This window comes from Bradyrhizobium sp. SRL28 (assembly GCF_018596315.1).
Classification (GTDB): domain Bacteria; phylum Pseudomonadota; class Alphaproteobacteria; order Rhizobiales; family Xanthobacteraceae; genus Bradyrhizobium.
Genome location: NZ_JAHEAG010000026.1, coordinates 61,707 through 81,975 on the forward strand (window position 1 = coordinate 61,707; position 20,269 = coordinate 81,975).

19 protein-coding genes are annotated in these 20,269 nt (G+C 62.5%); 10 read left to right on the forward strand and 9 right to left on the reverse strand.

Annotated elements, in window-relative coordinates:
• The first annotated feature begins 82 nt into the window (after positions 1 to 82).
• The gene (locus KIP88_RS33050; protein ID WP_214492344.1) at positions 83 to 961 is read left to right on the forward strand and encodes a 3-keto-5-aminohexanoate cleavage protein; all 879 of its coding nucleotides are present in this window, start codon (positions 83 to 85) and stop codon (positions 959 to 961) included.
• A 76-nt stretch (positions 962 to 1,037) separates the two neighbouring features.
• Here the strand turns inward: KIP88_RS33050 and KIP88_RS33055 are convergent, their stop codons facing one another.
• Complete coding sequence (locus KIP88_RS33055) at positions 1,038 to 2,597, reverse strand: winged helix-turn-helix domain-containing protein (RefSeq protein ID WP_214492345.1); 1,560 nt, start codon at positions 2,595 to 2,597, stop codon at positions 1,038 to 1,040.
• Between the two features lie 147 nt (positions 2,598 to 2,744).
• Between KIP88_RS33055 and KIP88_RS33060 the strand changes: the two genes are divergently transcribed.
• On the forward strand, positions 2,745 to 3,002 hold the full coding sequence (locus tag KIP88_RS33060; RefSeq protein ID WP_214492346.1) for a DUF1127 domain-containing protein: 258 nt from the start codon (positions 2,745 to 2,747) through the stop codon (positions 3,000 to 3,002).
• 11 nt (positions 3,003 to 3,013) lie between these two features.
• Here KIP88_RS33060 and KIP88_RS33065 read toward each other — a convergent pair whose 3' ends face one another.
• A complete protein-coding gene (locus tag KIP88_RS33065; protein WP_214492347.1) occupies positions 3,014 to 3,625 on the reverse strand; it encodes a TetR/AcrR family transcriptional regulator in 612 nt (203 codons plus the stop codon).
• Between the two features lie 115 nt (positions 3,626 to 3,740).
• Here KIP88_RS33065 and KIP88_RS33070 point away from each other — a divergent pair, with 115 nt between their 5' ends.
• From KIP88_RS33070 to KIP88_RS33080, 3 genes are all read left to right on the forward strand, one after another.
• Positions 3,741 to 4,229, forward strand: a complete 489-nt coding sequence (locus KIP88_RS33070; RefSeq protein ID WP_214492348.1) for a tautomerase enzyme — start codon at positions 3,741 to 3,743, stop codon at positions 4,227 to 4,229.
• Between the two features lie 45 nt (positions 4,230 to 4,274).
• Positions 4,275 to 5,054 carry a crotonase/enoyl-CoA hydratase family protein gene (locus KIP88_RS33075; protein ID WP_214492349.1) on the forward strand — a complete coding sequence of 260 codons (780 nt, stop codon included), beginning with the start codon at positions 4,275 to 4,277 and terminating at the stop codon, positions 5,052 to 5,054.
• A gap of 206 nt (positions 5,055 to 5,260) precedes the next feature.
• Positions 5,261 to 5,665 (forward strand): DUF4864 domain-containing protein, encoded by a 405-nt coding sequence (locus tag KIP88_RS33080; RefSeq protein ID WP_214492350.1) that lies wholly within the window; start codon positions 5,261 to 5,263, stop codon positions 5,663 to 5,665.
• Here the strand turns inward: KIP88_RS33080 and KIP88_RS33085 are convergent.
• Both KIP88_RS33085 and KIP88_RS46745 read right to left on the reverse strand, forming a co-directional pair.
• On the reverse strand, positions 5,662 to 6,897 hold the full coding sequence (locus KIP88_RS33085) for an MFS transporter (RefSeq protein ID WP_308163688.1): 1,236 nt from the start codon (positions 6,895 to 6,897) through the stop codon (positions 5,662 to 5,664). The two genes, KIP88_RS33080 and KIP88_RS33085, sit on opposite strands and share 4 nt — an antisense overlap.
• Positions 6,898 to 6,931: 34 nt before the next feature.
• Entirely contained in the window at positions 6,932 to 7,261 is a 330-nt protein-coding gene (locus KIP88_RS46745) for a hypothetical protein (RefSeq protein WP_249791181.1), read from the reverse strand.
• On the opposite strand from KIP88_RS46745, the gene KIP88_RS46750 reads away from it, so the two are divergent.
• The 3 genes from KIP88_RS46750 (at position 7,256) to KIP88_RS33100 (ending at position 9,262) form a co-directional block, all read left to right on the forward strand.
• A complete protein-coding gene (locus KIP88_RS46750; protein ID WP_249791182.1) occupies positions 7,256 to 7,483 on the forward strand; it encodes a hypothetical protein in 228 nt (75 codons plus the stop codon). The genes KIP88_RS46745 and KIP88_RS46750 overlap by 6 nt on opposite strands.
• A gap of 136 nt (positions 7,484 to 7,619) precedes the next feature.
• Positions 7,620 to 8,072 (forward strand): plastocyanin/azurin family copper-binding protein, encoded by a 453-nt coding sequence (locus KIP88_RS33095; RefSeq protein ID WP_214492353.1) that lies wholly within the window; start codon positions 7,620 to 7,622, stop codon positions 8,070 to 8,072.
• Between the two features lie 122 nt (positions 8,073 to 8,194).
• A complete protein-coding gene (locus KIP88_RS33100) occupies positions 8,195 to 9,262 on the forward strand; it encodes an AI-2E family transporter (RefSeq protein ID WP_214492354.1) in 1,068 nt (355 codons plus the stop codon).
• A gap of 756 nt (positions 9,263 to 10,018) precedes the next feature.
• On the opposite strand, the gene KIP88_RS33105 is transcribed toward KIP88_RS33100, so the two are convergent.
• The gene (locus tag KIP88_RS33105) at positions 10,019 to 10,861 is read right to left on the reverse strand and encodes a GNAT family N-acetyltransferase (protein WP_214492355.1); all 843 of its coding nucleotides are present in this window, start codon (positions 10,859 to 10,861) and stop codon (positions 10,019 to 10,021) included.
• A gap of 384 nt (positions 10,862 to 11,245) precedes the next feature.
• Here KIP88_RS33105 and KIP88_RS33110 point away from each other — a divergent pair, with 384 nt between their 5' ends.
• Entirely contained in the window at positions 11,246 to 11,677 is a 432-nt protein-coding gene (locus KIP88_RS33110) for a hypothetical protein (RefSeq protein WP_214492356.1), read from the forward strand.
• Positions 11,678 to 11,819: 142 nt separating this feature from the next.
• On the opposite strand, the gene fsrB is transcribed toward KIP88_RS33110, so the two are convergent.
• The 4 genes from fsrB to KIP88_RS33130 all read right to left on the reverse strand — a co-directional run bounded on the left by fsrB (position 11,820) and on the right by KIP88_RS33130 (position 17,543).
• Complete coding sequence (fsrB, locus tag KIP88_RS33115; RefSeq protein ID WP_214492357.1) at positions 11,820 to 13,109, reverse strand: siderophore utilization protein FsrB; 1,290 nt, start codon at positions 13,107 to 13,109, stop codon at positions 11,820 to 11,822.
• 64 nt (positions 13,110 to 13,173) lie between these two features.
• Positions 13,174 to 15,168, reverse strand: coding sequence for a TonB-dependent siderophore receptor (locus KIP88_RS33120; RefSeq protein ID WP_214492379.1), 1,995 nt, complete (start codon positions 15,166 to 15,168; stop codon positions 13,174 to 13,176).
• A gap of 1,089 nt (positions 15,169 to 16,257) precedes the next feature.
• Entirely contained in the window at positions 16,258 to 16,524 is a 267-nt protein-coding gene (locus KIP88_RS33125) for a hypothetical protein (protein WP_214492358.1), read from the reverse strand.
• Between the two features lie 557 nt (positions 16,525 to 17,081).
• Positions 17,082 to 17,543, reverse strand: coding sequence for a GNAT family N-acetyltransferase (locus KIP88_RS33130; RefSeq protein WP_214492359.1), 462 nt, complete (start codon positions 17,541 to 17,543; stop codon positions 17,082 to 17,084).
• 507 nt (positions 17,544 to 18,050) lie between these two features.
• Between KIP88_RS33130 and flhA the strand changes: the two genes are divergently transcribed.
• Positions 18,051 to 20,186 (forward strand): flagellar biosynthesis protein FlhA, encoded by a 2,136-nt coding sequence (flhA, locus tag KIP88_RS33135; protein ID WP_214492360.1) that lies wholly within the window; start codon positions 18,051 to 18,053, stop codon positions 20,184 to 20,186.
• Positions 20,187 to 20,269 lie beyond the last annotated feature (83 nt).

A 20,269-nucleotide genomic window follows, 5' to 3' on the forward strand; every position in this document is an offset into this window, starting at 1 on the left:
TTGGCCCCAATAATTGTATATAGCTCGTCTATGAGAACACGGCCCATGGATGGAAGGCCCAAATTTTCAGGAGAGTAATGGCATGCGCAAGGTCTGGATCGAGGCAGCATTGAACGGCTCGTGGGGCCGCGCGCTCCAACCCGGCATTCCCGATACCGTTGAGACCATCATCGCCGAGGGCGTCGCCTGCACGCGCGCCGGCGCCACCATCGTCCACGTCCATGCGTATGATGGCGGCCCGCAGATCTACGACTGGCAGGTCTATGCCCGCATCATCGAGGGTATTCGTAACCAGGTCGATGTGCCGGTCTATCCCTCCTATCCGGCTTTCATAACCACAGGCAGCGACAGCAGCCCGCTCGCCGACGCCGCAGCGCGCTTTGCCGACATCAAAGAACTTGCCGCGCGCGGCCTACTGGATTTTGCCGTCATCGACCCCGGCAGCGTTAATTTGAGCCTGACAAAAATCACGGCAGCCACGCAGCCCGGCGGCACCTACATGAATCCTGAATCCCAGATCCGGTATGTGCTCGATTTCGCCGCGCGTCACAGCCTACACACAGATTTTGCGATCTACGAGCCCGGCTTTTTGCGTGCCGGCGCAGCGCTGGCGCGCGCGGCCGGCGTCAAATCGCCGATCTATCGTCTGATGTTCTGCAATCTGGTCGCGGTCGGCCTTCCACCAAAGCCATATGCGCTTGCTGCCTACCATGCGCTGCTGGAGGAGGAAGCGCCCGGTGCGCCCTGGATGATTGCGGGCGTCAGCGCCGATCTCCGCCCGCTATTCGCCGAGACGATCGCACGCGGCGGCCATATTCGCGTCGGCCTCGAGGATGCGCCGCTCGGGACGACCGCGACCAATCTCGAACTCGTCGAAGAGGCCGTGCGCCTGGTGCGCGAGCACAGCGCGGAGCCTGCTACGCCTGCGGAGATGCGGCAGGTGCTGGCGGCGGCCGGCTGATAACCCCGTTCCTTCCGGCGCCCCCGAAACGGATATCAGAAACCGCAAGTCTCCCTTGGGGCATGCGGCATTACAATCAATCAGGAAGGCCCGCATCGCGGAGACCCTTGGCGAAGGTGGCGAAGTCCTCCTCCCGACGAAATGGTGCCAGATTCCTTAGGTTGGCATGCAGATCGGGATTGCGTTCGAGTGCTTGCAGGACGGCTCGTTCCGCCGGCTCTTGCCGCCCTGCGAGTGTGTTGCTGGCTGCAGAAATACAGGTTAAGAGCAAGAAATTCGTGGGACCGCGCAATGCACTCTCAGCGCATGACACCGCCGCGTCATAGCGGCCCGCCAGAAAATGCGCATACGCCATGGCTCCCTGCGTCTCGTAGTACATGGATGGGTCGAGCGGACTAAGTCGCATGGCCTGCGCAGAGTGCTCGAGTGCGAGGTCCGGCTCTCCTCTCCAAACTCTCAACCAGGCACTGGTGGCCCAAGCTTGCGCGAAGTTGGGATTGCCAGCCAAAGCCCGATCCATGAAAGCCGCTGCGTCGTCGAACTCATGGGCTATAAAGGCGAGTGCATATCCACCCACAGATAGTGCAAATGGATCATCTGTCCCCAGCTCCACAGCCTTCCGGGCCAGCCGCGTGCCTTCCGCACTTTCACTCACTGGATCGTTGATCCAACCATTCGCCTTGCGCCGAACATAGCACCAGGCGGCCATGCCATAGGCACAAGCCAGACGAGGGTCGAGCTCGATCGCCCTGCAAAAAAGCTGCAGCGCTTCGCTGTTCGCGTTGTTAGCCCAACGCGCTTTCGCCAGCCCGCGCAGGTAGTGGTCGTACGCATCCAGACTTTCGGTCGGCTTGCGCCTTGCCCGTCTGATCTCCTCATGCTGCAGCTTCGGGGCGATTGCGCCTACGACGCTGGACGTTAGATTGTCCTGCAGATCGAACATATCCTCGATCGGACCTTCAAAGCGGTCTGCCCAGAGATGCGCTCCAGTTTCGGCATCAATAAGCTGTCCCGCGATGCGCAGGCGATTTCCTGCCTTGCGCACGCTGCCTTCGAGTATGTAGCGCACCCCAAGCTCGCGGCCGACCTGCCTGACGTCCACACTTCGGCCTTTGTAGGTGAAGCTCGAATTGCGTGCGATCACAAAGAGCCAGTGAAAGCGCGACAGCGCCATCGTGATGTCCTCCACGATGCCGTCGGCAAAATACTCCTGCTCTGGATCCAGGCTCAGGTTGGCGAAGGGAAGCACGGCGACTGAAGGTCTGGTGGGCAGCGTCAGAGGGCCTTTCGGCGGTTCTGCCCAGTTGTCGGGCGCTGCGCCGCCTCGCGCTTCCTGCACTTGCCCGACAAAGCGGAAGCCCTTTCGCGCCATTGTCTTGAGAAGGCGCTGCTCTTCGCCGGAATCGCCGATCGCATTCCGGGCGGCGTTCAGGCGGGTCGTCAACGCAGCATCAGATACAATGCGTCCATTCCAAACGGCAATGATGAGGTCGTCTTTGCTGACGACGCGCTCCCTGTTTCGAATCAAGTAATCGAGCAGGTCAAAAGCCTGCGGTGTGATTGACACCGCATCCGCCCCGCGGTGCAGTTCACGCTTTTCGGTGTCAAGCGTGTAATCCTCGAAGAGATAGCGCAAGTTGCCATTCCTTCTGGGTCACCTCTAAGGCGCCCGGAGCACGAAGAATAAGCTGCCGGTAAGGGAAATGTAAGCCACCAGTTAAGCGCGTCGGCGCATCTTGCGGCAACTTTGTCTGATCAGGAAGTCCAGACAGGACACACCGCAATGAGCACGATTCAGGGGTCCACCGAACTGGGACCGGCAACCGCAAAGCGGCAGGTCTACAGTCCTCTCGAAGCATATTGGTATGCATTTCAGGAGTGGCGCAAACGCGAGAAGCTGCGAACCGAGTTGTGTCGCCTGACGGACTTCGAACTTGAGGACATTGGCATCACGCGCGGCGAGATTGACTACATCGCCTCAAACCGCTCAATCTCGCCAGATCCGCTCCGTTGGATGTCTGACATCGCCACTCGAAGCTGATGCATCTCGGCCTATTTCGCCAGCGCGCCAGAAAGCACCAGTTCCAGCTCCAGCCTGACATCTTCGAGCGCCTGGATGCTGCGTGCGGCCCGACACATGGCGACCGTGCCTTCCAGCGAGGCGACGACCAGCGCTGCAAGCCGCCGCGCGCGGGCCGCCGCCACGCCTTCGCGCCGCATCGCCGCGATCATGATGGCTTGCCAGTCGGCGAACACGCCTTCCGCCAGATCGAGCAGACGCTTTTGCGCAGCTTCGTCCGGCTCGCCGTCTTTTTCGGTCGCATCGTTGACATACTGCTCGACCGCGACCGCGAGCACCGGACAGCCGGCCTGGAATTTTGATCGCTCCAGCGTTTGACGCCACAGCGCGATGAAGGCGCGGAGCCCGCTGATCGCGCCATGCTCCTGCGTCAGGTGCCTGAGCGGTCCGCTGACCTGCCTGCCTGCAAAGACAAGCGCGTCCTCGATCAGCTGCTGCTTGCCGCGCGGAAAATGATGGCCGATCGAGCCGCGCGGCGTGCCGGTGTGGCGAACCACGTCGCGCATACTGGTGGCGTTGACGCCACGCCGGCTCATCAGGTCGGCGGCGCCTGCCACCATTTTTGCGCGGGTATCGGACGGCATCGGAACTCCCTCTTTGAATCGCGTCATTGTAGAATATGACGCTTGACATAGCCAGCCTGATCTGGACTATGCCACTCGTCATAGTCGCCCGCGTGAGCCGGCAGGAGGATGCACGATGACCGTTATCTACGTGATGACCCCGCAAGGGCGCTTGAATGTCGATCAGCGGCGCGTATTGGCGAAGACGCTGACGGATGCCGTGCTCGTTCCGGAGGTCGGCAAGCTCGCGCCCGAGGCGCGCCGCGGCTATCAGGTGCATTTTTCCGAGCGGCCGCTCGACATGATCGCGCACGGCGGAGAACTGCTTTCGGACAAGCCAAGCGACGTCATGGTGATCGATGTCGTCGCGATGGACTGCTGCTGGACGCGCGAGGATCGCGCCACCGTCATCCGCAACATCCATGCGGCGCTGGCGGACGCCTGCGGGATGAAGGCGCCGTCGCCGGCCTGGTGGATCAATTTCCGCATCATCGAGGAAGGCAGCTGGGGCTCGCGCGGCGGCGTGCTGTCGTTCCTTGACCTGCTCGAACACGGCGCATCGCACTTTTCGCCGGAACGCACTGCTGCGATCCGCACCGCGCTAGCCGTCAAATACGAGCGATAGCTGATACGCGCACCGCCATTCCAGAACACACCGAGAGGAAAGACCATGAGCGCCGAAGGCAAAATCCGCACCGAAACCCACGATCGCATTTTCAAGATCATCATCGACAACCCTGCCAAGAAGAACGCGTTCTCGCCGGCGATGATGGAGCAATTGTCGGACGCCTTGACCGAACTCCACGACAACGAGAGCCTTTGGGTCGGCGTCATCTGCGCCGAGGGCAAGGATTTCACGGCCGGTCTCGACATGCCGAAATTCTTCGGCCCCACCGCCGAGAAGCGGAATATCAGAGAAGGCAATGTCGATGTGTTCGGCCTCGGCAAGCGCTGCAAGAAGCCGATCGTCACCGCCGTGCAGGGCATCGTCTTCACCGTCGGCATCGAACTGATGCTGGCGGGCGACATCGTCGTGGCCGCCGATGACGCGCGCTTCTGCCAGATGGAAGCCAAGCGCGGCATCGCGCCGCTCGGCGGCGCGCATTTCCGTTTCCTGTCGCGCACCGGCTGGGGCAACGCGATGTATCATCTGTTCCTGTGCGATGAATTCACGGCTTTGCGCGCTCGCGAAATCGGGCTGGTTCAGGAGGTGGTGCCGGCGGGCCAGCAGGTCGAGCGCGCGATGGCGCTCGCCGCGATCATTGCGCAAAATGCGCCGCTCGGTATTCAGGTCACCAAGGAAGCGGCCCTGAAATATGTCGAGCACGGCGAGAAGGCGGCCATCGCCCATATTCCGGCCGTGCGCGAACGCGTGCTGAACAGCGCCGACGCGCGCGAGGGCATTCAGTCCTTCATCGAGCGGCGCGCCGCGGTGTTTCAGGGGCGGTGAATCTGAATCCAACAGCAGGCCGGCGACTTAAACGGCGGGGCACCGAACTTCACCCTGCCGAGGGTCGCACACCCATGTCCGCTAGCCGCTTTGCCTTGCTCGTCGCCGCGCCAGGCAATTCGGCCAATTTGTCATGAGAATACCACGGACAGGAAACCGGCCGCGATGTAAAACGTATCTGTGGGTGTCGACAACGGAGCAAACCCATGCGCGCCATCGTCCTGCTTTTCGTGTTTCTGTTCGGCCTCGCCACGCCCGCATTCGCCGACGACGTCGCCGCCGCGCAAAGCGTGATCCGCGCGCAGGAGCAGGCATTCGGCCGTGATGATGCGGCAGCGGCCTATTCGCATGCGGCCCCCGAGATCAAACAGCTCTTCCCGCAAGCCGACATCTTCATGCAGATGGTCCAGCAAGCCTATCCGCCGGTCTATCGCCACAAGAGTTTTGAATTCGGCGAGGCGCGCGCGGCCCAAGGCCGGATCGCCCAGCGCGTCCACATCGTCGACGACAATGGCGAAGCCTGGGAAGCGATGTACACGCTGGAGCAGCAGCCGGATGGCAGTCTGAAGATCACGGGATGTTCGCTGCTGAAGGCGGGACAGGCGGTCTAAGCCATCGCCAGCCGCTGTCGGGCGCGCATCAACAGCAGCAGCATGATCGCGATGTTGAGCGCATTCCACGCCAGTCCGTTGGCGAACGCCGCGCTGTAGGAGCCGGTGGCGTCGAAGATCGCGCCCGAGACCCAGCCACCGAACGACATGCCGAACACGGAAGCGAAGATCACGATGCCCACGCGTGTCGCGGCCTCGGAGGCCGGCATCGCCTCGCGCACGATGATCGCGTAGCTCGGCACGATGCCGCCCTGGAACAGGCCGAACATCGCGGAGACGATGTAGAGCGAAGTCAGGCCGTCAAAGAACAGATAGAACAATAGCGCCGTGCCCTGCGCCACCGAGCCGATCAGGAGCGTGCGGATGCCGCCGATCTTGTCGGCGAGGAAGCCCGAGCCGATGCGGCTGATGATCCCAAAACCCAGCATCAGCGACAGCATTTCGGCGCCGCGCGCCACGCCATAGCCGAGATCGCTGCAATAGGCGACGATATGAACCTGCGGCATCGACATCGCCACGCAGCAGGCAATCGCCGCGAGCGACAGGATCACCGTCAGCGCGTTGGTGGAGAGGCGCAGGTCCACGCGCGGCGGTGCCGCGTTTTCATGGTTGCGCTGCGCCCCCGCCCCCATCAGCATCCGCAAGCCGATCAGCGCCAGCGTCATCGCCACCGCCGTGAAGATGCCGATCGCAATGTGGGTGGTGCGCCAGCCCATGGTCTCGATGCCGTGGTTGATCAGCGGCGGCCAGATCGCGCCGCCGATGTAATTGCCGCTGGCGGCAACGGCTACCGCGAGCCCGCGGTAGCGGTCGAACCAGTGCGAGGCTTCCGCCATCAACGGCCCGAACGTGGCCGACGAGGACAGCCCGATCGCGAAATGCACCAGGATGAATTGCCAGATCGAGGACGACATTCCCGCGACGATATAGCCTAAGCCCAAAATGCCGATGCCGAGCCCGATGGCGGTGACGATGCCGTAGCGGTCGGTGATCTTGCCGGTCAGCACCGCACCAGAGCCGAATCCGAGCATGATCATCGTGAACGCCAGCGAGGCGGTGCCGCGGCTCGCGGCGAACTCGGTCTGCACCACGGGCAATGCGACCACCACCGACCACATGCCGACGCTGCCGAGCGAGCCTATCAGCACGGCCACGGCAAGCCGGAGCCATGCCCGGCGCGAATCGGGAACGAACAGGTCGGAATCTCGGGTGAGCTCAGAAGAAATTGCCACGGCCGACGCAACTTCGGGGGCAAATCGCCTAACGTCAAGCCACATTGCCGCGATATTGGGCATGCAGTTGTGATGGGGCAGCCTCCCTCGGTGCCTTGGCTGAATCGGCTGACGGCATTAGTTTGCCGCCATGTTCGTTCGCTTGACGAGGCCGGTGCGCGCCAAGGCGGGGTGGTTTGTTGCCCTGCTCTATCTGTTTTGCGTGCTCGCGCCGGGTGTTGCGCTGGCGGTTGGTGATGCCGCGTCGTGCCTCGTGCATCAGTCCGGGATGGCTGCCGCCGCGCATGTGCATGAGGGTGTTCAGCCGCAGCACGCGGCCTCGCACCAGCATCATGCAATGCAAGCGGATGAGCATGAGATGCATCGCGCCGATGCCGGCCACGCCAAGCAAGAGCACGCCAAGCATCAGCACGACGACAAGGGTTCGCCGGCACCGTGCTGCGCCATGCTGTGCGTTTCGGCGATCGCGGTCGATCCGCCCGCCCTCGCAAAACCCGTGCAGCCGATCTCGCTCTGCGTTGCCGAAAATTTTCAGCGCCTGCCGGGCAAGGCGCCCCCTCTGCTCTACCGCCCTCCCATCGCCTGACCTGGCGGGCAGCCGCGCCGTGAGCGCGCACGCGTGCCCGTGGTCCGTCAGAGAATTCAATCAAGTCTGCGCAGTTTGCGGCGTCTCGCGCCATTGCGCAGGCGCATTTCGCAAAAAGCATGCGAAGGAACATCGAATGAAAACCATCGTGACAATCCTGCTGGCGCTTTCAGCCCTGCCGCCTCCAGCGCACAGCCATGAACAGCACGCCCACCAAAGCTATGCGGCGGGCGAGCCCGGCGATCCCAAAAAGCCTTCCCGCACCATCGAGGTCGGGATGAACGAGATGGCCTATGCGCCCGCCCGCATCGAGGTGAAGCGCGGCGAACAAATCCGCTTTGTGATCCGCAACACCGGCGCCGACGATCACGAATTCCTGCTCGCCACCACGGCAGAAAATCTGAAACACGCCAAGGCGATGATGGAGAACCCGCATATGGAGCATGACGAACCGAACGGCGTTCGGCTGGCGCCGAAGAAATCGGCCGAGATCCTCTGGAAGTTTACTCACGCCGGCACGTTCGAATATGCGTGCCTGATCCCCGGCCATCGCGAGGCCGGCATGGTCGGCCAGATCCTGGTGAAATAGGTCACGGTGAAATGAGCCATAGGTAAAGCGAAGGCGGCAAGCTGCGCAAAACTTTCCTGTTTTCGGCGCCCCCGATCCACTACAACCGGGCCCAATCCGAAAGCTGGGAAAGCGAGACCGCCGTGCAAAGGATCGAACATCAAGGTTTCCTGCTGCTGCTTGTCGCCGTCACGCTGGCGTTCGCCTGGGTGCTATACCCGTTCTATGGCGCCGTTCTCTGGGCGATCGTCGTGGCGGTGCTTTTCGCACCGGTCTATCGCAGGCTGCTGCAATCGATGCAGGGCAGACCAAGCCTCGCGGCCGCGGTCACCGTTCTGATCATCATCGCCATGGTCATCCTGCCGCTGGCGATGATCGCGGCTTCGCTGGCGCAGGAAGCCTCGAGCCTTTTCGGGAAGATCCAGTCGGGAGAGTACAATTTCGGCAGTTACCTGCAGCGGATATTCGACGCTCTGCCGGTCTGGGCCACCGGATTGCTCGAGCGGATCAACCTCGCCGACTTTTCGGCGCTGCGCGAAAAGCTCGCTTCCGGGCTCATGAAGGGCGGGCAGGTTCTCGCCCCGCAGGCGCTGAGCATCGGGGTGAACACGTTCGACTTCATGATCGGCCTCGGCATCATGCTTTATTTGTTATTCTTCCTGTTGCGTGACGGCCGGGCGCTGGCCGAACGGATCAAGGAGGCCATTCCGCTGCGCGGCGAGCAGAAGGCGGCGCTGTTCGCCCGCTTCGCCGACGTCGTTCGCGCGACCGTGAAGGGCGGCATCCTCGTCGCGATGGTGCAAGGCACGCTCGGCGGCATCGCGTTCTGGTTCCTCGGAATCCACGCAGCCCTGCTCTGGGGCGTGCTGATGGCGTTCCTGTCGCTGATCCCTGCGATCGGCGCCACGCTGGTCTGGCTTCCGGTCGCGATCTACTTCCTGGCGACCGGCGCCATCTGGCAGGGCATCGGATTGATCCTGTATGGCGTGCTCGTCATCGGACTGGTGGACAATCTGCTGCGTCCCTTCCTGGTCGGCAAAGGCTCCAAGCTGCCGGACTATGTGGTGCTGATCTCCACGCTGGGTGGCATCGAGGTGTTTGGCCTCAACGGTTTTGTCATCGGCCCGTTGATCGCCGCTATGTTCATGGTGAGCTGGGAAATATTCGCGGTATCGCGGCGGGCTGACGCCGCCGGCGGCACGAACCCGTAGCCCCCGTAGGATGGGTGGAGCGAAGCGATACCCATCATTTCATGCTGTTGGCAGCCTGTTGATACCCATCATTTCAAGCCGTTGGCAGCCTGTTGATGGGTATCGCTTCGCTCCACCCATCCTACATACTCCGCCAGCCGCAGGCGCTCTGTGTGCACTAGTGAACTGACTTCCCATCCCGGGGGAGCCTAGGCTCCATCATCACCGCACTGCCCCATGACAGCTATCGGTGACGAGAGCGCTGCCAGCGCTCCCGCCTTCTCGCATGTGGAGTAGAGCCGTGCAGCGACGCCGTGTAAAACAAACCTCGCCACTGGATCAACGTTTGACCGATCACGCGGAGCTCCTGCGAAAAGAGGCGAGAGGCACCCCGCCCGGCATTGAGCGCGAACGGCTTCTCCGCAGAGCGCGACACGCTGAAGCAGCTGCCCACATGGAGCAATGGCTTACGTCTCCCGGTCTGCGAGCGCCGAAGTGAGAACTTCTCTCGGCGGCGTTTAGTCCCTTATTGCTCCTGCAGGCATCAACATTAGAGCCATCAGCCGCGTCATCGGGCCGCGACCCGCAGTAAAAGTGCTTTCTCTGGCGGACCTTCCGATTTCAATCCAGGCGTTCCCAGCGCAAACGCAGTCACGAGCAGCAGGAGGCTCGCGCAGATGATATGTAGCCAGAAACGATCCATCGGCGTTAACAAGCGAGTCCGCTGCCCGTTCCCTGGGAACCGGTTGTGCATGTGCCCTGATCGATCGGGGGAACCTACCCCAGCTCAAAACTGGTGACGCCAAACACCCGCTGCAGCCGCAGCGGCGGAATCGCGCCGGTATACATGCGCGCCGTCTCGAACACCGGCGCGAGCCCAAAATCCTGCGCCAGCGCGATCGCCTCGCGATTGATGCCTGGAACGTCCAGAAAAATCTCGCCGCCGCCCACCCTGCCGAGCAAGGCCGATAAAACCGCCTCGGCAGTGGCGCGATCGTCGGCCACCAGCGGGCCAATCTTAAAACCCTTCCGGCACGGACGGATCACACCCCAGCCGGCAAGCCGGCCATTGCGCATCAGCGCGCAACCGACATGGCCGGGCGAACCAATCCAGGCCCGCAGGAACAAAGATCGCGGCGCCGGAAACACGGTGGCGTCGTCCGCCTCCACATCAACCAGCGGGACATCGGACAGCGCAATGACATCAGCCCGCGGCGCGGCGGGCGCCACAACCGTGCCGCCATAGCGGACGTTGGCGTAAGCGAGCTGAAAGCCGGACTTTCGATAATTGTCCTGCTGCGCCGTCACGCCATCGAGCCCGATCACGCGCGAGCCGGCATGCGCGATGGCCGCATTCCATATCCGCAAGCCGTAGCCGCTGCCGCGCAAATCCGCTCGCACGATGTAAAAGCCGAGAAAGGAAAACCTCGCACCGTAATTGACGCAGGAAACGGTCGCGGCAGGCTTGCCGTCGAGCTCGCCGATGAAAAATCCTTCCGAATCGACGGAAGCAAAGCAGCCGGCATCGGCGAGGCCGGGATTCCAGCCTTCGGCCGCCGCCCAGTCCACAGCTAACGAGATTTCATCCGGCCGCATCGTTCGGATGGTGAAGGTGTTCATGACGACGATCCTCGAATATGCATCTCCAGCCGTCATTGCCTGCGACAAACGCGAAGCGTTTGCGCAAGGGAGCTCGCGACAAAATTGCAAAGCAATTTTGCGCTGAAGCGACGAAGCAATCCATCTATCCTCGCGCGCGGAAAGATGGATTGCTTCGCGGAGCCTGTCATCGGGCGGCGCTTTGCGCCGACCCGTTGGCTCGCAACCACGCCGTTACGCCGCAGGAATTACAATGCCTGCGCCCTTAACTCGCAATGCGGATGCAGATGTGCACAGTCCAGAAATGGCACACTTCTTCGCGAAGAATATCATTGCACCGTGCGGATTGTTTAGCGAAAATTAACCACGCTGGCTGGCGGGGCTGCGCTGTTGGAGATTTCACACATGTACCGATCATCGCTCACGCTGGCCTTTGTCGTCCTGTACTCGGCGGCCGGCGCGGCCAGCGACCTGTCATCTGTCTACGTAGCGCCCGGCGGAATCTACGCGCCTTCCGCCAACGTTTACGTGCGTCCGGGACCGGTCCATCGGCCTTACGCCGAACCCGGTTACGGATATCGGCAGCCCTCTTACGTGGACCCCGCATACCGCGCACCGGCAGCGGTCTATGGCGAGTACGGACCGCCCTACGCCGCGCGGCCGGTCTATGTCGACCGCGCGCCCGCCTATCCCGAGCGTCACTACGCGCGGGAGCGTTACTACGCGCAGGAATATGACTATGCGCCGGAATATGCGCCGCGGCCGCCGCTGCCCGTGCCCTACCGTGCGCGGGCACGATGCGTCGACGACTATGGCAGGTCAGCCTACTGCGATTAAAGCACGCACGTACATTGGGTGGAGCGCGGCGATGCCCATCGCCCCTCCGCGCGCGGATTGATGGGTTTCGCGGAGTTTATCATCGGGCCGGCCGAAGGCCGGACCCGTTGGCTCTACCCGTCGTACGCGCTGTTCGGCAGAGCTATTCTGCGGGCGCGAGGTGTCCTGTCGAACGTGTTGCGACCGTCTCGCGTATCCGGACACGGGCCCGGCGCTTGCGCCACCAGATCACGACGCCGGTCACCGACAGCGCCGCAACCACCAGCCCCATGATCGAGATCAGGATGCGGCCGGGCAGCCCGACGATACGGCCGGAATGCAGGGGGAATTGCGCCTGCACGAAGATATCGGCGGCGGTGCCGATCCACGGCAGTCTCTGGCCGATCGGGCGGCCGTCCTCGCTGTCGTAATAAAGCTGCGCCGGGCCGACGCCGCCGGCCCCGTGGTCATCGCCGGGGTGGAAGAACGCCGCGGCATATACGCCGTGGGCCGGGCCATAATTGATCGAGCCGACCGGCGTGGTCCATCCGCGGCTCTTGCCGTCGGCCGCCGCACGCGCGGCGATGTCTGCAAACGTCACCTTGGGTTCGATCGGATCGTCGAGATGCCGATAAGGACGCTGCTCATACGGTGTCGGCGTATAGTCCGAAACCGTCTTCATCAGCGGCGAGAACACCTCGAAATACAGGTTGAGCGAGAACGCGGTGAAGGCGATCACGAACAACAGCGCCCAGGTCCACAGGCTGAAGGCGCGGTGGATATCGAAATTGATTCGATAGGTGCTGCCCGAGGTCTTGATCTTCCAGGCCGGCGCCCAGCGCGCCCAGAAGCCACGGCCGAGTTCGCGTTCAACGGCAGGCGCTCGCTCCGCCCTGGCGCGGCGCCGGGACGGCAGCGTCAGATAAAAACCGACGAAGCAATCGATGGTCCAGATGATGGCGATGACGCCAAGCACGCGCATGCCCCAGCGGTCGCTGCCCCAGAACTCCGGAATGTGCATGGTGTAGTGCAGCTTGTAGAGGAACGAGACGAAGGTGGCACGCGTCACCGGCCACACCGCCCCCCAATAGCGCCGCCCGAGTTCCGCGCCGGTGTTTGGATCGAGGAAGATCTGATTGTAATCGAGGGTAAATCGCTTGCCGGTGGCGGGATCGATCCGCGGCAGCACGAAGAACCACAGCGAATGATCTTTCTCCGGCGTCATGAACATGTGGACGACGCGCGCGCGCGGATCGCGCTGCTCGATCAGCTTGACGAGATCGATGGAGGGAATTGCGGGACCGCTGCTGGTCACGTCGAACAGATCTTGGTTCAGCGCATCGTCGATCGCATGATCCCACGAGATGATCGCGCCGGTGATGCCCGAAAAGAACAGAAAGCCGGCGGTGAGAAGTCCGGCCCAGCGATGCAGTCGCCCGAAGATCGATCTCATGGTCCTCGCCTGTGCTGTTGGGGTTACCTGATTATCAAAACATACGTCGCAGTGTGCTAGCGGCTCACCATCGATAGGTCAATTTCGCGATCGCCTTGCGGCCTTCGGCATAGAAGCAGCTCGTGTAGCCGTAGCAGGCCGCGACATAGCGGGTGTCGGCGATATTGGTGACGTTCAGCGCCAGGCGATAATTGTCCTTGGTGTAGGCGAGCAGCGCGTCGACCGCCGTCGACGCCGACACCTTGAAGGTGTTCGCGTCGTCGCCGAAGGTCGAGCCGACATAGCGAACGCCGCCACCGATCTGCACGCCGGCGAGCGGGCCACCCTGCAGCGTGTAATCGGTCCACAGCGAGAATCGATTGAGCGGCACCGTGGTCGGCGCCTTGCCGACGTTCACGGGGTCCTGTGTGACGACGGCATCGATGTAGGAGTAGGCGCCACGGACATTGAAACCTTCCGTCAGGGTCGCGGTACCTTCGAGTTCGATGCCGCGCGATTTCACCTGTCCGGTCTGTTCGGGAATGTATAACGGGGGCGCCCCAAAGGTGACGACATTGGACCGCGTCAGATCGAAGGCCGCCAGCGTGATCAGCGCATTGATCCCGACCGGCTGATACTTCACGCCGACTTCATACTGGACGCCGGTTTCCGGCTTCAAGAGCTCGCCGGCGGCGTTGACGCTGAGTACGGGCAGGAAGGATTCGGCGTAGCTGAAGTACGGCGCGATCCCGTTGTCGAAATTGTACATCACCGCCGCGCGGCCGGTGAATGCCGAAGCGTCCGTCGTGGCGGAAGTCCTGTTGAGGTGATTGTCGAGATCGGTCGTGGCAAAATCCTGCCGGCCGCCCAAGAGCAACGAGAGCCGGCCGAGCTTGATCTGGTCCTGTGCGTAGAACCCGATCTGCGACTGCTTGATGCCCTTATCGTCGTACGGGCCGTCATTGGTCCATGTGTTGGTATAGACAGGCGCAAACACGTTGATCTTTCCGGTGCTGTACCCTGAAGCGGCGTCCCGGAACGAGGTGTTGCGGTAGTCGATGCCGAACAGCGTGGTGTGGCTCAGGATGCCGGTGACGAACTTGCCCTGGAGCTGGTTATCGACCGCGAAGGAGTTGATGGTCGATGCACCGCCGGCGCCATAGCGCGACATCAGGCCCGCGGCTTCGTCGGCCAGCGATGCGTAGCCGGTGCCGTAGAAGCTGCGTTGTTCGTTGTGCATCCACGAATAGCGCAGGTTCTGCCGAAACGTGATGGCTTCGTTGATATCGTGCGAGAGCAGGTAGCCGACCGATGCCTGTTCGGTGTCGAACTGATTGAAGTTCGGCTCACCGCCGAAAAAGGTATTCCGGATGAAGCGGCCGTTATTGGCAAACGCCGTGCCCGATGCCGGCAGGAATTGCAGGCCCCAGCCTGTTGTCTCCTTTTGATAGTTGGCCAGCAGCGTGATGGTGGTGTCGTCGTTTGGCTTGAACGTCACCGCCGGTGCGATGAAAACGCGGTTGTCCTTGGTGAAATCGACCTGAGTTTCGCCATCGCGGACGACGCCGGTCAGGCGCCACAACACGGTGCCTTCCTTGTTGGCGGGACCGCCAACGTCAAATTGGCCCTGGTAGCGATTGAAGCTGCCGCCCGACACCGACATCTCGCCGAACTGGTAGGCCGTGGGCAGCTTGCTGACATAGTTGAGAATGCCGCCGGTGCCGCTGCCGCCGTACATCACCGAGGACGGCCCCTTCAGCACTTCGAGACGCTCGGCGCCGTAAGGCTCGAGGCCGAGGAAGTGCACGTATTGGCTGCTGGGCAGCCGGAGGCCATCGAGATAGAGCCCCGGCATGGTCATGTCGAAACCGCGGATCTGCAAGCCCCCGAAGCGCGTGTCGGAGCCGCCATTGACGTCGCCGCTGACACCAGCGGTATAGCGCAGCGCGGCGCCGACGGATTCCGCGCCCTGGTTTTTGATCTGGTCGGTGGTGACGACGGAAATCGACTGTGGGGTTTCGATGAGCGGCGTGTCGGTCTTGGTCGCGGTGCCGCTGCGGGTCGCGACGAATCCGCGCACCGGACCATTGGCGCGCTCACCGCCGGCGCCGGCACCCGATGGTGCCGCAGCCGGCGCCGCTTGCGGCGCGCGGGCAGCGCGATTGACGCGCGCGGCGCGCGTGGTCGCAGCGCGGCGGGAGGGTTGGGCCGCGGATGGACGCGCGCGCTCCTGCGGTGCGTCCACGGTGACGGGAGGGAGCGATGACTGCGCCAGCGCGACGTTAGTCGGCAGCGAGGAAGCAAGTCCGCTGACTGCCCCGAGGCAGATCATTCGCATCAGTTGAAGTTGGGTGGCGGAAAGCGAATGGAACCCTGTAGATGTCACACTGTACCCCGAGGCCTGCCGGCTTGACCGGTATGATTCTTGGTGCTCGCTCTAACGCAGGCTTCTTCGGAGTACGATGGTTGGTTGCTAGAATTTCTCTAGATTGCGCGGTTCCCACTCACGCACTGACGCGAGTGATTTTTTTCGCAGATCGAAGCTCCGGTTTATCGAGGCAGCAGCTGCGATCGACGGAGCATCAATGCAAATACGCGCTGCCGCGACGCTCCGGGAAATGATTCAATAATCGTCGCCGCTCCTCAGGCCTGAGCGATCTCGTCATCGCCCGCTGATCGCGGCGATGTTCGTGGCGAGCTGGGAGATAGTCGACCTGGTCTCACCTTCGGTCGAAGTTTGCCTTTTCTTCTCGAATCTTATCATATGTAAAGGTAAGCGGCGCGCGCCGCGGGTGTCTCCTCCAGGGTCCAGGAGACGAAATATTTTTGCAATTGATTGTAACCGGGGGGCCACTGGATCATAGGATCGGCGGCCTTTCGCCAGGCTGATGAGCCATGACGCATCACGATGTCCCCTTCGTGGTCTCGCTAATCTGGCTGGTCGCACTCAGCGGCGGACTGATCGTCCTGCTTGTTGAGTGAATGTCGCCAGCGACCGCGCAGGATGGTTAGAGCGAAAGCGAAACCCATCACATCGAAGAGGATGGGTATCGCGGAGCCTGTCATCTCTGCGCGAGCGCAGCTGCGCTCGTCGTCACTGCGCGAGCGCAATTGCGCTCGACGTCGGGCGCGCGTTCGCTCCACCCATCCCGCGGACTGCTTCAAATCGTCATCGAGGGTGGCGTCGTTCAAACGCCTCCCGCAAGATTGCGGTAACCTTTTTATCGAGCACTTCAAGACGGCTGCGAAGCTCGAGCTGCTCGTCCGATATGACGCGCTTAACTGTGACTTCAACGATAACAGACAATACGTAACAGACGAATGCTGCCGCCAGAATCGCGGAGACCAGCGGTCGGAAGTCAGGAGCCACGTTCCAAACACCAAGACCTACGACGGCGGCCGCCATCCAGATGACGGCCCTGAAAAATGTTTTCATTTAAAGTGCTCCGGCAGAAGTCCGTGCCGTCACTTCCAATTAGCCTGCCTCCAATAAAGCGAGGTAGCACAGCAACAATCGATTTTCAGGCAGCGAGTTCCCGCAACTAAAGCAGCGTTTTGCTGGAACAATTCAGGCAAGGGCCGACAGTGACGACGGCGGTAGCGCGCTTGCACACAAGACCATTTCTAGATGCGCTTTTCTGCGGTGCACAGAGCGCCCTTCGATACTTCCGGGCTCAAGCATATCAGTATTCGACGGCCCCGAAAACGGGGTGATCGATGGCCGCCGACGCTCCGTTGAGGTCGCTTGCAAAGGCAAAAGCTCGCCGCGGCGTGGTGTCTTCGCAAAATGGGGGCTACCGCTGGCGGCCGTGTCAGCCCTGCCGCGGTCGACCGCAAGCTTCATGCCGCGCCGCTCTAACCCCTGAAGTGCGTAGGATGGGTTCAGCGAAGCGATACCCATCATCTACATTCCATTCGATAATGATGATGGGTTTCGCTGCGTTCTACCCATCCTACGAACTGCTGATTGGCTCACTGTCACTGCCATTTCACCTAGTCCCAGCGGATCGCCATCTCGCTCGTCGGACCCCACCCTAGGCTTTCGTAAAGCGGACGGCCCTGCCGCGTCGAATGAAGGATCGCATAGTAAACACCGAGTTCGCGCGCCCTCGCTTCGGCCAGCGCCATCAACCGCCTGGCCATTCCCTTGCCGCGGTGCTCGGGCTCCACGAAGACGTTGAGGATGTACGCGCGGCGGTGATCGGCCGGATGGCTCGGATGAGGCGGCCAATCGATGACCATCATGCCGAGGCCCGCGATCACAACGCCTGCGTCCTCGAGCACCCAGCCAAAATAGCTGCCGTCTGCAAGTCGCGGTGCGAGCCATTGCTCGAATGCCGCAGTCATCGGCTGCAAGGTTTCGCGCGCGCGACCGGACTCGGCGAACATCCGCTCGCGGTGCTCGCAGATCAGTTTGAGATCGTGCTTTGCAACGGGTCTTGTCGTGATGGCCATGAGGCGCAGTCCCCAGCAGCGTGTAGGATGGGTGGAGCGAAGCGATCCCCATCAACCCATTCAACAAAGGTGATGGGTTTCGCTCGTTCTACCCATCCTACGAATTGTCACTGACCGACAGAAGCCAACAAGGTGCCCGCAAGGCGGAGTCCGTTCGCACTGATTTCCTCGTCGCCCGGCTTGACCGGGCGATCCAGTATTCCAGAGACGGCAGCGATAGAGCCGATAGGCCGCGGCGTACTGGATACCCGCCTTCGCGGGTATGACGTGGGGGTGTGGAGCGAGATTCCTGATTCGCTTCGCTCCCCGGACGAATGGGACCCCCGTTAACCCTTTGCTAACCATACACCCGGCAAGAATTGCCGGGTGAAGTCGAGTGTCGTCGGCCGCGTAGAACGGGAGGAACCCGTGGACGCCAGTGCGGTACCTCACTTTCGAAACGGCGGCCCTTCGGCCGCCGCGCAGACGTTTGGCGCCCGGCGCCATACGCGGGGGGAAGCGGCTACCATGGTCGATGTCACGGCGGGTCAGGGCACAGCAAAGCCCGGCGGCGGATTCCCGAGCCTCAGCGAAATCGGCGATATCTTAAAGCGCGGCGATCTCTTCCTCGCCTTCGGCGTCCTCACCATCCTGGTGGTGCTGATCCTGCCGCTGCCCGCGATCGTGCTGGATCTGTTTCTGGCGATCTCGATCACGGTCTCGATCCTGATCCTGATGACCTCGCTGTTCATCCAGACGCCGCTGGAATTCTCGGCATTTCCGACCGTGCTGCTGATCTCGACCATGCTGCGGCTGTCGCTGAACATGGCCTCCACCCGGCTGATCCTGTCGCACGGCCATGAGGGCACGGCCGCGGCCGGCCATGTCATCGAAGCGTTCGGCAATTTCGTGATGAGCGGTAATTTCGTCATCGGAATTATCGTGTTCGCGATTCTCGTGATCGTGAACTTCGTCGTCATCACCAAGGGTTCGGGCCGCATCGCCGAAGTCGCCGCCCGCTTCCAACTGGATTCGATGCCCGGCAAGCAGATGGCGATCGACGCGGATCTCTCCGCCGGCCTGATCGACGAGGCGACCGCCAAGGCACGCCGCAAGGAGCTGGAGGATGAAAGCGGCTTCTTCGGCGCGATGGACGGCGCCTCGAAATTCGTCCGCGGCGACGCGATCGCGGGCTTGCTGATCGTCTTCATCAACGTCATCGGCGGCATCATCATCGGCGTGGCGCAGCAGGGCATGAGCTTTGCCGACGCCGCCCGCACCTATACCATCCTGACGGTCGGCGACGGTCTCGTGACGCAGGTGCCGGCGCTGATCGTCTCGACCGCGGCGGGCCTCCTGGTCTCGAAAGCCGGCATCACCGGCTCGGCCGACAAGGCGATGATGAAGCAGCTCTCGGGGTACCCGCAGGCGCTCGGCATGTCGGCCGGCGTGATGCTGGTGCTGGCGCTGCTGCCGGGCATTCCGATGCTGCCGTTCCTCGCGCTCGGCGGCGGCGCCGCCGTGCTGGCCTGGAAGGCGAAGAACCGCAACGGCGTCGTCAAGGCGGCGGAAGCAGCCGCAGCGGCAGCGCCCGAACTCGCAGCCGCAGCCGCCCAGGCCGCAGCCGAAGAGCCGATCGCCACCGCGCTCAAGATCGACGACCTCAAGATCGAACTCGGCTACGCGCTGTTGCCGCTGGTCAATGGCCCCGACGGCACCGACCGCCTGACCGAGCAGATCAAGGCGCTGCGCCGGTCGCTCGCCATCGAAATGGGCTTTGTGATGCCGGCGGTGCGCATCCTCGACAACGTCCAGCTCGAGGCCAATACCTACGTCATCAAGATCAAGGAAGTGGACGCCGGTTCCGGCAAGATCTGGCCGAACCAGTTCATGGTCATGGACCCCGCCGGCAACCAGGTCGGCGTGCCCGGCATCCACACCGTGGAGCCGACGTTTGGACTGCCGGCAACCTGGGTCGACGCCGCGCTGAAGGAAGAGGCGTCGCTGAAGGGCTACACGGTGGTGGACGCCGCCACCGTGCTGTCGACGCATCTGACCGAGCTGCTCAAGAACAACATGAGCGACTTGCTGTCCTATGGCGAGGTGCAGAAGCTGTTGAAGGACCTGCCGAAGGAACAGGGCGAGCTGGTCAAGGACATCGTGCCGAGCCAGGTCACGGTCTCCGGCATCCAGCGCGTGCTGCAGTTGCTCTTGGCCGAGCGGATCTCGATCCGCGATCTCTCCACCATTCTCGAAGGCATCGCCGACGCGCTCGCCTTCTCGCGCCACCCCGCCACCATGGTCGAGCACGTCCGCGCCCGGCTGGCGCGGCAGATCTGCGCGCAGAACACAACCTACAACGGCTACCTGCCGCTGATCGCACTGTCGGCGCGCTGGGAACAGGCGTTCGCCGAGTCGATCGTGGGCACCGGCGAGGATCGCAGCCTCGCCATGCAGCCCTCAAAACTGTCGGAGTTCATGACCTCGGTCCGCAACGCCTTCGAGCAGGCCGCCCGCGAAGGCGAAGCGCCGGTGCTGGTCACGTCGGCGGCGATCCGCCCGTTCGTCCGCTCGCTGGTCGAGCGCTTCCGCTCGCAGACCACCGTGCTGTCGCAGGCCGAAATCCACCCGCGCGCGCGGCTGAAGACGGTCGGAAGCGTCTAGGCCGGTAGCCAGACACTGTGCAAATCAGCGGCGAAACCGGCGAAGCCTTTTCGCCACAGGCAAATGGTTTGTTAAAACCGCGC